Source organism: Streptomyces sp. NPDC002911, assembly GCF_053591835.1.
In genome coordinates this window covers 19,845-33,494 of sequence record NZ_JBSFUO010000034.1, presented here as the reverse complement: position 1 = coordinate 33,494, position 13,650 = coordinate 19,845, and the positions used below count along the sequence as shown (strand labels likewise).

Sequence of the window (13,650 nt, the reverse complement as noted above, 5' to 3'; positions counted from 1 at the left end):
CCACAGACCTGGAGCAGGTATGCCCCGACGTCCCGCCGGCCACACCCGAGGCCGCACAGCCGTTCTGGCCTCTCTCACCGTCACCGCCCTCGTCGCCACCGGCCACCCGGCCGTCGCCGCATCCGACGCCGCCGCCAACCCCGTGAACCAGGCCTTCGAGCAGGCCGCCGAGACATTCGGCGTACCGCGTGACCTGCTCGCGGCCGTCGGCTACGGCGAGACGCATCTGGACGGGCACGCCGGGCGCCCCAGCCAGGACAACGGCTACGGCGTGATGCACCTGGTGAGCAACCCCGTCAACCACTCCCTGGAGGAGGCCGCCGCGCTGACGGGCGAGTCCACGGCCGACCTCCGCGAGGACACCGAGGCCAACATCCTGGGCGGCGCCGCCGTGCTGCGGAACCACGCCGACGCGCTGGGTCTGGACAAGGCCGAGCGGACGGACGTCGACGCCTGGTATCCGGCCGTGGCCCGCTACAGCGGCACCGAGGGCCCGGTCGCCGCCCTCTACGCCGACACCGTCTACACCTTCCTCGCCCAGGGCCTGCGGGCCACCGTCGCCGGCGGCGAGCGGGTCACGGTCACGTCCCGTCCGGTGTCCCCCGACAAGGGCCCCCTCGCGAAGGCCGACGTCACCGCCCGGAGCCCGGACTACCCTTCGGCACTCTGGGTGGCCGCCCATTCCGCCAACTTCACCACGGGCCGTACGGCGGCGTTGGACAAGGTGGTCATCCACGTCGCGCAGGGCTCGTACGCCGGAACCATCAGCTGGTTCCAGAACGCGACGTCGAAGGTCAGCTCCCACTACGTGGTCCGCTCCTCGGACGGTCGGATCACCCAGATGGTGCGCGACGCGGACACCGCGTACCACGCCAAGAGCGCCAACGCATCGTCGCTCGGCATCGAGCACGAGGGCTTCATCGACGACCCGTCGTGGTTCACCGACACGATGTACCGCTCCTCGGCGGCACTGACGACGTACCTGTGCGACCGGTACGGAATCCCCAAGGACCGGGCGCACGTCATCGGGCACAGTGAGGCACCCGGGAACGACCACACCGACCCGGGCGTCAACTGGAACTGGACCTACTACATGCAGCTCGTCGGCGGCTCCGCCAACGGGAGTGACGTACTGAGCTTCCGGTCGTACACGACCCAAAAAACGGGCTCGCAGGGTCCCCAGGTGACCGCGGTACAGACGCTGCTCAACCAGCAGGGGTACACCGCCGGCACCGCCGACGGCACCTTCGGCACCCTCACCGACAGCGCCGTACGGGCGTTCCAGAAGGCGCGCGGCCTCGGCGCCGACGGCGTGGTCGGCCCGAGGACCTGGACCGCGCTGCTCTCCGCCGGTACCACGCCGACGCTCGTCGCGGGCGCCTCGGGTGACGCGGTCAAGCGGCTGCAGCGGGCACTGACCGCGGCGCTGGGCAGAACCGTGTCCGTCGACGGTTCCTTCGGCACCGACACGGACAAGGCCGTCCGCGACTACCAGAACGCCCGGAAGCTGTCGGTGGACGGCAGCGTCGGCCCCGACACCTGGAAGGCGCTGCAGTCCGGACTCTGATCCTCGCCGCACCGGGTTCCGGCGCTCCGCGCCTGCCCGCTGAGTACCGTCCCTCGTGCTGCCTCCCGTGCGCTCCGGAGCGCACCCGGAAGGCACGGGTACGCCTTCCCCCGTACCGTGTCCACAGGCGAATCTGGGCGCTGTCGGCACGCGGCCGACGGGACTCGGAGGGCGGCCGGACATGGCTCGTACGCAGTCGACATGCGGGGCACTCACCCAGAAGGGCACGCGTTGCCGACGGCTGGCGATGAAAGACGCCTCCCGGTGCGACCGGCACAGGGGCGACTGGTCGAAGTACACCGTCGCGCGGCGCAAGGCACGGGAGAGGGCGGCCCGCCGCCGGTGAGGCCGCCCGCGCCGGCGCCCGTGATCCGCGGGACCTCGTGATCGTGGTGTCGACGGAGCCTTGACGTCGAGGCGGCCTGTGCCCTGCTCGTACGGCGTGTGGACGGGCAGTTGCTTCAGGCCACCGGGACGGGCGGCCTGCGGCTCTCGTGGTGGATCGGGGTGTGGGCGCCCTTCAGCGGCAGACCGCTGCCGCCGCGCCGGTCCGCGACGATCTCGGCCGCGATCGAGAGGGCGGTCTCCTCCGGCGTGCGGGCTCCCAGGTCCAGCCCGATCGGCGAGTGCAGCGCGGCCAGCTGACGGTCGGTGACCCCGGCCTCGCGCAGCCGCTCGTTGCGCTCCAGATGCGTGCGGCGCGAGCCCATCGCGCCGACGTAGCCGACCGGCAGCCGCAGGGCCAGCTCGAGAAGCGGAACGTCGAACTTGGCGTCGTGGGTGAGCACGCAGAGCACCGTCCGTGCATCCACGTCGGTGGTGGCGAGATAGCGGTGCGGCCAGTCGACGACGATCTCGTCGGCGTCCGGAAAGCGGGCCGCCGTGGCGAAGACGGGTCGGGCGTCGCAGACGGTGACGCGGTAGCCGAGGAAGCGGCCGGCCCGCACCAGGGCGGCGGCGAAGTCGATGGCCCCGAAGACGATCATCCGGGGCGGTGGGACGCTCGATTCGACGAGCAGGGTGAGAGGGCTGCCGCAGCGGGAACCCTCGGCGCCGATGACGACTTCTCCGGTGCGGCCCGCGTCGAGCATCGCACGGGCCTCGGCTGCGGCCGTACGGTCCAGTTCGGGATGTCCGCCGAGCCCGCCCGCGTACGTACCGTCCGCATGGACGAGCAGGGGCCTGCCGAGCAGGATCTCCGGGCCCTCGCTGACCCGGGCGACCGCAGCCGCCCGGCCTTCCGAGGCGGCGGCGAACCCGGCGGCGAACACCGGGCGCGCGGGGTCGTCCACGCACACCGGGGTCACCAGGATGTCGATGACGCCACCGCAGGTCAGACCGACCGCGAAGGCGTCGTCGTCGCTGTAGCCGAAGCGCTCACGCACGGTGGTGCCGTCTTCGATCGCCTGGCGGCACAGCTCGTACACCGCCCCCTCCACACATCCGCCGGAGACCGAGCCGACGGCCGTGCCCTCGCTGTCGACGGCGAGTGCGGCGCCCGGCTGCCGGGGCGCGCTGCCGCCGACGGCCACCACGGTGGCCACGGCGAACGTGCGTCCCTGCCCGACCCACCGGTGGAGCTCTTCGGCGATGTCCAGCATGGCGTTTCTCCTTCTGGCAGAGGCATGAGGGGGCGGGCGGGGTCAGCTGACGCCCAGCAGACTCTCGATCGGGTGCAGGGCGAAGTAGACGAGGAATACCGGCGTCAAAACCCACATGAGGACGCCGACCTCGCGCGCCCTGCCCTGGGCGAGCTTGATGATCGTGTACGAGATGACGCCCGCGGCGACACCGGTGGTGATGGTGTACGTGAACGGCATCAGGACCACGGTGAGGAAGACCGGTACGGCGACGGAGCGGTCGCTCCAGTCCACGTGCCTCGCGTTCTGCATCATCATGGCGCCGATGACGACCAGGGCGGCGGAGGCCACCTCGGCCGGCACGATCGCCGTGAGCGGGGTGAAGAACAGGCAGGCGGCGAAGAAGAGCCCGGTGACGACGGAGGCGAGCCCGGTGCGGGCGCCCTCGCCGACGCCGGTCGCCGACTCGACGAACACCGTCTGGCCGGAGCCCCCGGCCACACCGCCGATCGCACCGCCCGCACCGTCGATGAACAGCGCCTTCGACAGGCCGGGCATCCGGCCCTCGTCGTCGGCCAGCTTCGCCTCCGTGCCCACGCCGATGATGGTGGCCATCGCGTCGAAGAAGCCGGCCAGCACGAGCGTGAAGACGATCACGCCGACCGTCATCACGCCGATGTCGCCCCAGCTCCCGAACTCGACGTTCCCGAAGAGCGCGAAGTCCGGTGAGGAGACCGCGCTGCCGCTCAGCTCGGGCGGACCGCTGCTCCACGCCTTGGGGTCGATGTCGGCGACGGCGTTGACGACGATCGCGGCCAGGGTGCCGACGACGATGCCGATCAGGATCGCCCCGGGGACGTTGCGTGCCTGCAGCATGAAGATCAGCAGCAGGGTCGTCGCGAAGATCAGGACGGGCCATCCGGCGAGCTCACCCGCCGGGCCGAGGGAGAGAGGTGTCGCCGCCCCCTTGTGGACGAAGCCGGCTTTGAACAGGCCGATGAGAGCGATGAAGAGGCCGATACCGATGGTGATGCCGTGCTTCAGCGCGAGCGGGATGGCGTTCATGATCATCTCGCGGAGGCCGGTGACGACCAGCAGGCAGATCACCAGCCCGTAGATCACGCACATGCCCATGGCCTGCGGCCAGGTCATGGCCGGCGCGACCTGCGAGGCGAGCACGCCGGAGACGCTCAGTCCCGCCGCGAGCGCGAGGGGGACCTTGCCGACGAAGCCCATCAGCAGGGTGCTGGCAGCCGCCGCGAGGGCGGTGGCGGTGATCAGGCCCGGCTGGCCGAGCAGTTGGCCGTCGATGTCCCTGCCGCCGAGGATGAGCGGATTGAGCAGGAGGATGTACGCCATGGCCATGAAGGTCGTGACGCCGCCGCGCACTTCGCGCGCGACGGTCGATCCTCGTTCGGATATGTGGAAGTAGCGGTCGAGCCAGGACCGTCCGGCGGGGACGTGTGAGCCGGGGCCCGCGTCCTCCGCGCTCGTCCTGGGTTCCACGGACTGCTGGGTCATGTTGCCTGACTCCCAAGGTTCACAGGGGCACCCGCGTGGAGCTCTCGTGATTGCGGGATCTGGGATGGCTGTGTGGCGGCACGACCCGGGGGACGGCCCGAGGCGAACTCTTCGTGCAGATGAAGCGGTCGGGCGGGAACCCAGGAGTGCGGCACGGTGAACGGGCACGGCTCCGGAGCCTCCCGGCGGCCCCGTCAGGTGCCGGTGATGTGCTCGGGGCGTACCGGCGTCCTGGTGAGCTCCAGGCCTGTCGCGTCGCGGATCGCCGCGAGGACGGCCGGGGTGGACGACAGGGTCGGGGCCTCGCCGATGCCGCGTAGCCCGTACGGAGCGTGGTCGTCGGCGAGCTCGAGCACATCGACCGGGATGGCCGGGGTGTCGAGGATGGTGGGGATCAGATAGTCGGTGAAGGAAGGGTTGCGCACCTTCGCCGTCTTCGGGTCGACGATGATCTCCTCCATCACGGCGACACCCAGCCCCTGGGTGGTGCCGCCCTGGATCTGTCCCTCGACCGACAACGGATTGAGCGCCTTGCCGACGTCCTGGGCGCACGCCAGCTCGAGGACCTTGACCAGGCCGAGTTCGGTGTCGACCTCCACGACCGCGCGATGCGCGGCGAACGAGTACTGGACATGGCCGTTGCCCTGTCCGGTACGCAGGTCGAAGGCCTCGGTGGGCCGGTGGCGCCACTCCAGCTCGATGTCGACGGCCTCGCCCTCCAGCACCTCGGCCAGCGGGGCGAGCACCTCGCCCGCGTCGGTGACGACCTTGCCGCCCTCCAGGAGGAGTTCGGCGGTGGCCCAGGCGGGGTGGTACGTACCGAACTTGCGGCGGCCGATCTCCAGGACACGTTCCCGGACGGCCTCGCAGGAGTTCTTCACGGCTCCGCCGGTGACGTACGTCTGGCGGGAGGCGGAGGTGGAGCCGGCGGAGCCCACCCGGGTGTCAGCCGGGTGGATGGTCACCTGGCTGACACCGAGTTCGGTACGCGCGATCTGGGCGTGGACGGTGACACCGCCCTGCCCGACCTCGGCCATCGCGGTGTGCACGGTGGCCACCGGTTCGCCGTTGATGACCTCCATCCGTACCCGGGCGGTGGAGTAGTCGTCGAAGCCCTCGGAGAAGCCGACGTTCTTCAGCCCGACGGCATAACCGACGCCGCGTACGACGCCTTCGCCGTGGGTCGTGTTGGACAGTCCGCCGGGCAGGGCGCGTACGTCGACGGAGCTGCCCTCGGCGTCGGCCGAGAGCCACTGCTGCTCGGGCGGCATCGGGCGGGCCTTGACCCGGCGCAGCAGTTCGGCGACGGGGGCCGGCGAGTCGACGGGCTGTCCGGTGGGGAGGAGGGTGCCCTGCTCCATGGCGTTCAGCTGCCGCAGCTCGACGGGGTCCATGTCCAGGGCGGCGGCCAGCTTGTCCATCTGCGCCTCGTACGCGAAGCACGCCTGGACCGCGCCGAAGCCGCGCATGGCGCCGCAGGGCGGGTTGTTGGAGTAGAGGGCGAGCGCCTCGATGTCGACGTCCTCGACCACGTACGGCCCGGCCGCGAGCGAGGCCGCGTTGCCGACGACGGCCGGGGAGGTGGAGGCATAGGCACCCCCGTCCAGCACGATTCGGCACTTCATGTGGGTGAGCCTGCCGTCCTTGGTGGCGCCGTGCTCGTAGTGCAGCTTCGCGGGGTGCCGGTGGACGTGCCCGAAGAAGGACTCGAAGCGGTTGTAGACCATCTTGACGGGCTTACCGGTGCGCAGCGCCAGCAGGCAGGCGTGGATCTGCATCGACAGGTCCTCGCGTCCGCCGAAGGCGCCGCCGACGCCGGAGAGCGTCATGCGGACCTTGTCCTCGGGGAGCCCCAGGACGGGGGCGATCTGGCGGAGGTCGGAGTGCAGCCACTGGGTGGCCACGTACAGCTCGACGCCGCCGTCCACGGACGGTACGGCGAGGCCGGACTCGGGGCCGAGAAAGGCCTGGTCCTGCATCCCGAAGACGTAGTCACCGGTGACGATCACGTCGGCCCGCTCGGCAGCCGCGTCGGCGTCGCCTCGGACGACGGGCTGGCGGTGGACGATGTTGGGGTGCGGGACGTGGCCGATGTGGTGGTCCGTGCGGCCCTCGTGGACCAGGACCGCGTCGGGGGCGGTCGCGGATTCCTCGTCGGTGACGACCGGCAGTTCGGCGTAGTCGATCCGGATCTTGGCGGCTGCGCGGCGCGCGGTCTCGGGATGGTCCGCGGCGACGAGCGCCACGGGCTCGCCGTGGTGGCGGACCTTGCCGTGGGCGAGGACCGGGGTGTCCTGGATCTCCAGCCCGTAGTTCTTCATCCCCGCGGGCAGGTCGTCGTAGGTCAGGACGGCGTAGACGCCGGGGGTGGCGACGGCCTCGCCGATGTCGATGGAGCGGATCTCGGCGTGCGCGACGGTGGAGCGGAGTGTGTGGCCCCACAGCATGTCCTCGTGCCACATGTCCGAGGAGTACGCGAACTCGCCGGTGACCTTGAGGGTGCCGTCGGGGCGCAGCGTGGACTCACCGATGCCACCCCGCGTCTTGGAGCCCTGGGTGATCTTGGTGGGGGTGCCGGCCGGTACGGATACGGCTCGTGGGTGCAGCGCCATGGCTATCGGACCGCCTCTTCCTGACGGGCGGCCGCGAGGCGGACCGCGTCGAGGATCTTCTCGTAACCGGTGCAGCGGCAGAGGTTGCCGGAGAGCGCCTCGCGGATGTCCTGGTCGGACGGGGAGGGCTGCGTCTCGAGCAGTTCGTCGGCGGCGACCAGCAGGCCGGGGGTGCAGAAGCCGCACTGCACGGCGCCGGCGTCGATGAACGCCTGCTGGACGGGGGAGAGTTCCGCTGCCTCGGCGCTCTGCCCGTCGGTGGGCCTGGCCTGCCACCGCTGGGCGGCGTCGAGCGAGGTGCCGCAGGTGCCGGCGGCGCAGCCGGTGCCGGGGTGGGCGTCGTCGCGGTGCCTGGCGTAGTCCGCGAGGCCCTCGACCGTGACGATCTCGCGGCCCTCGGCCTGGCCTGCGGCGACGAGACAGGAACAGACCGGCACACCGTCGAGGCGGACCGTGCAGGAGCCGCATTCTCCCTGTTCGCAGGCGTTCTTGGAGCCGGGGAGGCCCATGCGCTCGCGCAGGACGTACAGGAGGGACTCGCCCTCCCAGACGTCGTCGGCTTCCTGCTGACGGCCGTTGACCGTGAAGTTCACTCGCATTATCAAGCAGCTCCTTCGAGGGTGCGGCCCGCCCGGTACTGCTCCCAGGTCCAGCCCAGCGTGCGGCGGGCCATGATGCCGACGGCGTGCCTGCGGTAGGCGGCGGTGCCCCGTACGTCGTCGATGGGGTTGCAGGCCCCGGCGGCCAGCCGGGCGAACTGCTTGGCCACGGAAGGGGTGATGACCTTTCCGCTCTCCCAGAACCCGCCCTCGTCCAGCGCGGCGGTCAGGAAGGCCTCCGCGTCCTTCGCGCGTACCGGGGTCGGGGCCGCGGAACCGATACCGGTGCGTACGGTGCGGGTCCCGGGGTGGAGGGCGAGGCCGAAGGCGCAGACGGCGATGACCATGGCGTTGCGGGTGCCGACCTTGGAGTACTGCTGCGGTCCGTCGGCCTTCTCGATGTGCACGGCCCGGATCAGCTCGTCCGGGGCGAGGGCGTTGCGCTTGACGCCGGTGTAGAAGTCGTCGATCGGGATCATCCGCGTCCCCCGTACGGACGCGGCTTCGACCTCGGCGCCCGCGGCGAGCAGCGCCGGGTGGGCGTCCCCGGCGGGCGAGGCGGTGCCCAGGTTGCCGCCGACGCCGCCTCGGTTGCGGATCTGCGGCGAGGCGACGGTGTGTGAGGCGAGGGCGAGACCGGGCAGCTGGGCCCTCAGGTGCTCCATGACGGCGCTGTACGGCACGGAGGCGCCGAGGCGTACGGCGTCGGGGCCGACCTGCCACTCGGACAGCTCACCGATGCGGTTCAGGTCCATGAGGTGTTCGGGCCGCCGGTGGTCGAAATTGATCTCGACCATCACGTCGGTGCCACCCGCGAGGGGCACAGCCGTCGGGTGCTCGGCCTTGGCGGCGAGCGCCTCCTCCCAGCTGGCGGGGCGAAGGAAGTCCATGAGTGGCTCTCTTCTTCTCGATCGGAGCGTTCGGCCGGGGCTGGGGACGGCCGGCCCGCCGGCCTTCGCCGGGGTTGTCCCTGTGTTGTTGACACGGTGTGTGACTCAGTACACAAGGCTTGCTCCATCCGGGTGCAGTCACCGAAACCATGAAGGAATTGGCTGGTCCCCGTCCCGGTCTTGTAGATTCGAACGAATGGCGGATGCCCGTAACTTCACCGCAATTGACAGGTGACCTCCGCCGTCCCCCGCACCAACGAAGAGATCGGCGGCAATCGACGATGCGGCTGCGCGCACTGCTGGACACCGAGGCGCTGGGCCTGCGGCTGCTCGGCGGCGAGGACGAGCTGGACCGTTCGGTCCGGGGCGTCATGACGACCGACCTGCGGGACCCCAGCCGCTATCTCTCCGGCGGAGAGCTGGTCCTCACGGGTCTGGCGTGGCGCCGTGACGCGTCGGACTCGGAGCCGTTCGTCCGGATCCTGGCGAACGCCGGGGTGGTCGGCCTGGCCGCGGGGGAGGCGGAGCTCGGAGCCGTCCCGGACGATCTGGTCGCGGCGTGTCTGCGGCACCGGCTCCCGCTCTTCGCGGTCGACGAGACCGTGGCGTTCGCAACCATCACCGAGCACGTGGTGCGCCAGGTCTCCGGCGAGCGGGCCGGTGACCTCGCCGCGGTCGTCGACCGCCACCGCAGGCTGATGACCTCGGGCCCGGCCGGCGGGGGCCCCGAGGTGGTTCTCGACCTCCTCACCTCCGACCTGGACCTGCACGCCTGGGTCCTGTCCCCCACGGGCCGGCAGATCGCCGGAGCGGGCGAGCCCCTGCCCCCTCGTACCGGCGCGGAGCTGGCCGGCCGACACCTCGCGGCGACCCGTACCGGGCACCCGGGGCCGCACCGCGCGGAGGTGGACGGCACGGCCTATTCGCTGTTCCCGATCCGGAACACCGGCCGGGGTGACCTGCCCGCCCCGCTCCGCGATGTACGCGAGTCCGTGCTCTCGGACTGGCTGCTGGCCGTGGCGGCAGACGCCGGCGACTGGCCGGCGGCCCGTCTGGACCTGCTCCAGGGCGTCACCCAGTTGATCGCCGTCGAACGGGACCGCCGCGACGCCGCCCGCGCGGTACGCCGCAGGCTCGCCCAGGAGATCCTGGAGCTGGTACAGACGGGCGCCGCGCCGGCCGAGATCGCGGCCAGGCTGAGGGTGGCCGCCCCCGTCCTGCTGCCGGGTCTCGGCACGGCGCCGCACTGGCAGGTCGTGGTGGCCCGGGTCGAGTGGGCGGCGGAGGGTACGGACCTGCCGGGCGGCCGGGCCGCGCAGGCCCTGCTGGAGGAGATCCTGGTCGACCCGGCGGTGACGAGCCCCGACTCGGCGGACCGGATCGCCGTGGCGCACACGGACGAGGAGGCCGTCGCCCTCGTACCGCTGACCGCGCTCGCCGGTCCGGGCCCCGACGGGAACGCGGCGGCGGAGAGCCCTGCCACCGTGGAGTGGCAGGTTGCCGCGCTGCACGCCGACGCCCTGCTGGACACCGTCCGCGCGCCGCTCTCCGAGGGCCTCTCGACCGACGGCCGCCTGACACTGGGTGTCAGCGCCGCCGTCCATTCCGCCGAGGGGCTGCGCGGTGCGCTGGAGGAGGCCCGGCACGCCCGCCGGGTCGCCGCGGCCCGGCCGGGTCCCGTCTGCGCCGCCGGCCACCACGAGCTCGCCTCGCACGTCCTGCTGCTGCCCTTCGTCCCGGACGACGTCCGCCGCGCCTTCACCGCCCGGCTCCTGGACCCGCTGCGGGACTACGACCGGCGGCACCGCGCAGAGCTGATCGAGACGCTGGAAACCTTCCTCGACTGCGACGGTTCCTGGACCCGCTGCGCGGCCCGGCTGCACCTGCACGTCAACACACTGCGCTATCGCGTCGGACGTATCGAGCAGTTGACGGGACGTGACCTTTCGCGCCTCGAGGACAAGCTCGACTTCTTCCTCGCCCTGCGTATGAGCTGACTTCTCGGGTGTATCACAGTCCTTCCGGGTTCCAGGCGATTGTGAAAACTTTCACCTGACATTGATCCCACCCCTTGGCCCGGCGTGCCATTCCGTGCTGAGATGCGCGCAGACCCTGGCCGACCGGCGGTCGCCGGCCCGGCCTCCACAGCTCGATGGCGCGCTCGGGGAGGGCAATGTGGCGCATACCGCCATGTCTGGTTCCGGAACGACCGCAGATGACGATCCGCCCCTCCAGACCGCGGTATGGCGGCTGCGCTCACGGGCCTGCTGGACGGACGCGGCCGCGCTGCTCGAACCCCGGGCGGCCACCGACCCCGCGGCCGCTCTCCAGCGGACCTCGTTGCTGACCGAGCGGTGCCTCTACACGGGCACCGGCTGGACGGATGCCGAGGACGCGCTGCGTACCGCGGAGGCGCTCGCCCATGACGATTCCGCGCGCGGAGCGGCAGCCTGCGAACGCGGCTACCTCGCCTACGCCTCGACCCTGCTCGGGGCACGCGACCGGGCCGACGAGGCCAGCGTGGCGCTCAGCAGGGCCGCGGCCCTGCTCTCCCCCGCGGCCCCCGGCCGGCCCTTGCTGGACTTCCGCCGGGGCCTGATCGCCCAGAACATCGCCGATTCGCCCCAGTCCGCCCGAGCCGCTTACCGCAGGGCGCACGCCGGTGCCGCGGCCCGCGGTGACGAGCTCCTGCTCTCCTTCACCTGGCGGCACCTCGCCTCGCTCGCCCTGGGCGAGGGCGAACTGGCGGAGGCACGGCACGGCTTCGCGGAGTCGCTGCGGTTGAGGGAGGAGCTGGGCTACCTCGTGGGAACGGCTCCGGCGCTCATCTCGCTCGCGGACGCGGAGCCGGAACCCGAGGCGGCCGCCCGGCTGCGTGCCGAGGCGGGCCGGCTGTTCCGGCTGCTGGGCGGCGTACCGACCTGGCTGGCCCCCCGCCTGGAGCCGCCGGCCCCGGAGACCGTCGAGGCGAACTGACGGACCGCGCCCCGCCGGGCAGAATTGGCCCGGCGGGGGGCCGTCAGACGTCGGCCCCGTGAAAGTGTTCGCGTACGAGGGACCGCACCACCGTGAGGTCCCGGGCGATGAGCGCGTCCAGCAGGGCGGTGTGCTCCGCGGCGTCGGCGAGCAGTTCGGCCCGGCGGCCGGCGGGGCTGCTGACCAGGGGCCACTGTGAGCGGCGGTGGAGGTCGTCGGCGACCGACACGAGCTGCTGGTTCCCGGCCAGCGCGAGCACCTCGCGATGGAAGGCGCGATCGCTCTCCGCGTACGCCGCCCGGTCGCCCACGGCGGCCGCCGCGACCGTGGCGTCGGCCAGCGGGCGCAGCGCGCACCAGCCGGCCGCCGGGACGGTGCGGGCGAGCCGCAGCATGACGGGGACCTCGAGCAGGGCGCGCACCTCGGCGAGCTCCGCCAGCTCGCGGGGGCCCCTTTCGCTGACCCGGAAGCCGCGGTTCGGCATGACCTCGACCGCGCCCTCAACGGCCAGCTGCTGCATCGCCTCGCGCACCGGGGTCGCGGACACGCCGAAGCGGGCGCCGAGCGCCGGGGCGGAGTAGACCTCCCCAGGGGCCAGCTCGCCACCGACGAGCGCGGCGCGCAGGGCGTCCAGGATCTGACCGCGTACGGAGTGCCGCTGGACCCCACGGGAAGCGGGCGGTTCGCTGTGGGTGTGTTCTCCGCGCGCCTGCTCGGGCACGCTGACGTCCGGCGGGATGCCCGCGGACGCGTACGGCCACGCGTCCTCACGCGCTCTGCCCTGCTCCACCGGGACCTCCTCGCACTGGCGGGCCGACGCGCGTGCGCCGACCCCTTGTGCACGATAGGCGGAGCGGGCCGCAGTTCAAACACCGACCTCTTCGGGTAAGGTAAGGCTTACCTGTAAAGATCGTGATTCGGTGGTCCCTGAATGACCGTGCCCGCTCTCCTCGCCGCCCCCGCCCCGTCCCCGCTGACGGCGGCGTACGCCCGCCTGGCCGAAGTCTTCCCCGGAATGCGCGCCGAGGTGCTCACCGATGACGTCGCGGCACCTTCGGGCGGCGGATGGGTCGGCGCCGCCGAGCTCGCGGCGGGCGGTGCCGTGCTGGACGACTTCCTGGCCTGGGACGAGGCACAGGTACTGCGGGACTACGGCACCCAGGCCCGCCCCGACGTGGTGGCGAGCCTCGGACTGCACCGCTATGCCTGGCCGGCCTGCCTCCTGGTGACGCTGCCGTGGTTCACGCACCGCCGGGTACCCCGGATCCCCGTGGCCGATGTCTCCTTCCACCGGGGCCTGGGTCATCTGACCCTCCGCGTGAGCGAGTTCGCCTGCCTGCCCGACGACCCGGCGGCCGGGCTGCCCGGGGCCCGGATCGTCCCGGACGAGTCGGCGCTGCGGGCCGAGGTCCTCGATTCCGTGGCACAGCACATCGGCCCGGTGCTGGACGGCTTCCGGCCGCGCATGCGGCGCGGGAAACGTGCCCTGTGGGGGATGGCGACGGACGACATCGTCGAGGGGCTCTGGTACGTCGCCCATCTGCTCGGCGAGGAGGGTCGCGCGATGAGTGAGCTCGAACTGTTGCTGCCGGGCACCACCAAGCCGTACGTGGGCACCGCCGGCTTCCGGGAACTGACCGGGCCCGACGGCGAGTCGCTCCCGACGCGCGACCGCGCGAGCTGCTGCCTCTTCTACACCGTGAGGCCCGAGGACACCTGCGTCACCTGCCCGCGCAGCTCCGACGCCGACCGCGTCCGGAAGCTGACGACGGCCGCCTGAGCCCTGCGGCGACTCACACCACTCCGACGGGCGACCACAATTCGCACGTAATCCGGTCTCTCCGCGCAGACATTCGAAAAGATTCCGTCCAACGATGAGCCCAGCCACCCCAATCGCGTTCACTT

The 13,650-nt window shown here is 71.9% G+C and carries 10 protein-coding genes; 4 read left to right on the top strand and 6 right to left on the bottom strand.

Annotated elements, in window-relative coordinates:
* Positions 1 to 19 precede the first annotated feature (19 nt).
* Positions 20 to 1,567 carry a peptidoglycan-binding protein gene (locus ACWD04_RS30160; RefSeq protein ID WP_451136917.1) on the top strand — a complete coding sequence of 516 codons (1,548 nt, stop codon included), beginning with the start codon at positions 20 to 22 and terminating at the stop codon, positions 1,565 to 1,567.
* A 461-nt stretch (positions 1,568 to 2,028) separates the two neighbouring features.
* Here the strand turns inward: ACWD04_RS30160 and ACWD04_RS30155 are convergent, their stop codons facing one another.
* The 5 genes from ACWD04_RS30155 to ACWD04_RS30135 form a co-directional block, all read right to left on the bottom strand.
* Positions 2,029 to 3,168 carry an XdhC family protein gene (locus ACWD04_RS30155; RefSeq protein ID WP_451136916.1) on the bottom strand — a complete coding sequence of 380 codons (1,140 nt, stop codon included), beginning with the start codon at positions 3,166 to 3,168 and terminating at the stop codon, positions 2,029 to 2,031.
* A 42-nt stretch (positions 3,169 to 3,210) separates the two neighbouring features.
* A complete protein-coding gene (locus tag ACWD04_RS30150; RefSeq protein ID WP_451136915.1) occupies positions 3,211 to 4,668 on the bottom strand; it encodes an NCS2 family permease in 1,458 nt (485 codons plus the stop codon).
* Positions 4,669 to 4,862: 194 nt separating this feature from the next.
* Positions 4,863 to 7,280 (bottom strand): xanthine dehydrogenase family protein molybdopterin-binding subunit, encoded by a 2,418-nt coding sequence (locus ACWD04_RS30145; RefSeq protein ID WP_451136914.1) that lies wholly within the window; start codon positions 7,278 to 7,280, stop codon positions 4,863 to 4,865.
* A gap of 2 nt (positions 7,281 to 7,282) precedes the next feature.
* Complete coding sequence (locus ACWD04_RS30140) at positions 7,283 to 7,879, bottom strand: (2Fe-2S)-binding protein (RefSeq protein ID WP_451136913.1); 597 nt, start codon at positions 7,877 to 7,879, stop codon at positions 7,283 to 7,285.
* Positions 7,880 to 7,881: 2 nt separating this feature from the next.
* Positions 7,882 to 8,769, bottom strand: a complete 888-nt coding sequence (locus ACWD04_RS30135; RefSeq protein ID WP_451136912.1) for an FAD binding domain-containing protein — start codon at positions 8,767 to 8,769, stop codon at positions 7,882 to 7,884.
* 281 nt (positions 8,770 to 9,050) lie between these two features.
* Here ACWD04_RS30135 and ACWD04_RS30130 point away from each other — a divergent pair, with 281 nt between their 5' ends.
* Positions 9,051 to 10,766, top strand: coding sequence for a PucR family transcriptional regulator (locus tag ACWD04_RS30130; protein WP_451136911.1), 1,716 nt, complete (start codon positions 9,051 to 9,053; stop codon positions 10,764 to 10,766).
* 193 nt (positions 10,767 to 10,959) lie between these two features.
* On the top strand, positions 10,960 to 11,745 hold the full coding sequence (locus tag ACWD04_RS30125; RefSeq protein ID WP_451136910.1) for a hypothetical protein: 786 nt from the start codon (positions 10,960 to 10,962) through the stop codon (positions 11,743 to 11,745).
* A 43-nt stretch (positions 11,746 to 11,788) separates the two neighbouring features.
* On the opposite strand, the gene ACWD04_RS30120 is transcribed toward ACWD04_RS30125, so the two are convergent.
* On the bottom strand, positions 11,789 to 12,535 hold the full coding sequence (locus ACWD04_RS30120; RefSeq protein ID WP_451136909.1) for a GntR family transcriptional regulator: 747 nt from the start codon (positions 12,533 to 12,535) through the stop codon (positions 11,789 to 11,791).
* Between the two features lie 141 nt (positions 12,536 to 12,676).
* On the opposite strand from ACWD04_RS30120, the gene ACWD04_RS30115 reads away from it, so the two are divergent.
* On the top strand, positions 12,677 to 13,525 hold the full coding sequence (locus tag ACWD04_RS30115) for a (2Fe-2S)-binding protein (protein ID WP_451136908.1): 849 nt from the start codon (positions 12,677 to 12,679) through the stop codon (positions 13,523 to 13,525).
* Positions 13,526 to 13,650 lie beyond the last annotated feature (125 nt).

What these genes read in the sequence shown, in the direction of transcription:
- ACWD04_RS30160 (WP_451136917.1), top strand. Translation starts at nt 20, where the DNA reads ATGCCCCGACGTCCCGCCGGCCACACCCGAGGCCGCACAGCCGTTCTG.
- ACWD04_RS30155 (WP_451136916.1), bottom strand. Translation starts at nt 3,168, where the DNA reads ATGCTGGACATCGCCGAAGAGCTCCACCGGTGGGTCGGGCAGGGACGC.
- ACWD04_RS30150 (WP_451136915.1), bottom strand. Translation starts at nt 4,668, where the DNA reads ATGACCCAGCAGTCCGTGGAACCCAGGACGAGCGCGGAGGACGCGGGC.
- ACWD04_RS30145 (WP_451136914.1), bottom strand. Translation starts at nt 7,280, where the DNA reads ATGGCGCTGCACCCACGAGCCGTATCCGTACCGGCCGGCACCCCCACC.
- ACWD04_RS30140 (WP_451136913.1), bottom strand. Translation starts at nt 7,879, where the DNA reads ATGCGAGTGAACTTCACGGTCAACGGCCGTCAGCAGGAAGCCGACGAC.
- ACWD04_RS30135 (WP_451136912.1), bottom strand. Translation starts at nt 8,769, where the DNA reads ATGGACTTCCTTCGCCCCGCCAGCTGGGAGGAGGCGCTCGCCGCCAAG.
- ACWD04_RS30130 (WP_451136911.1), top strand. Translation starts at nt 9,051, where the DNA reads ATGCGGCTGCGCGCACTGCTGGACACCGAGGCGCTGGGCCTGCGGCTG.
- ACWD04_RS30125 (WP_451136910.1), top strand. Translation starts at nt 10,960, where the DNA reads ATGTCTGGTTCCGGAACGACCGCAGATGACGATCCGCCCCTCCAGACC.
- ACWD04_RS30115 (WP_451136908.1), top strand. Translation starts at nt 12,677, where the DNA reads ATGACCGTGCCCGCTCTCCTCGCCGCCCCCGCCCCGTCCCCGCTGACG.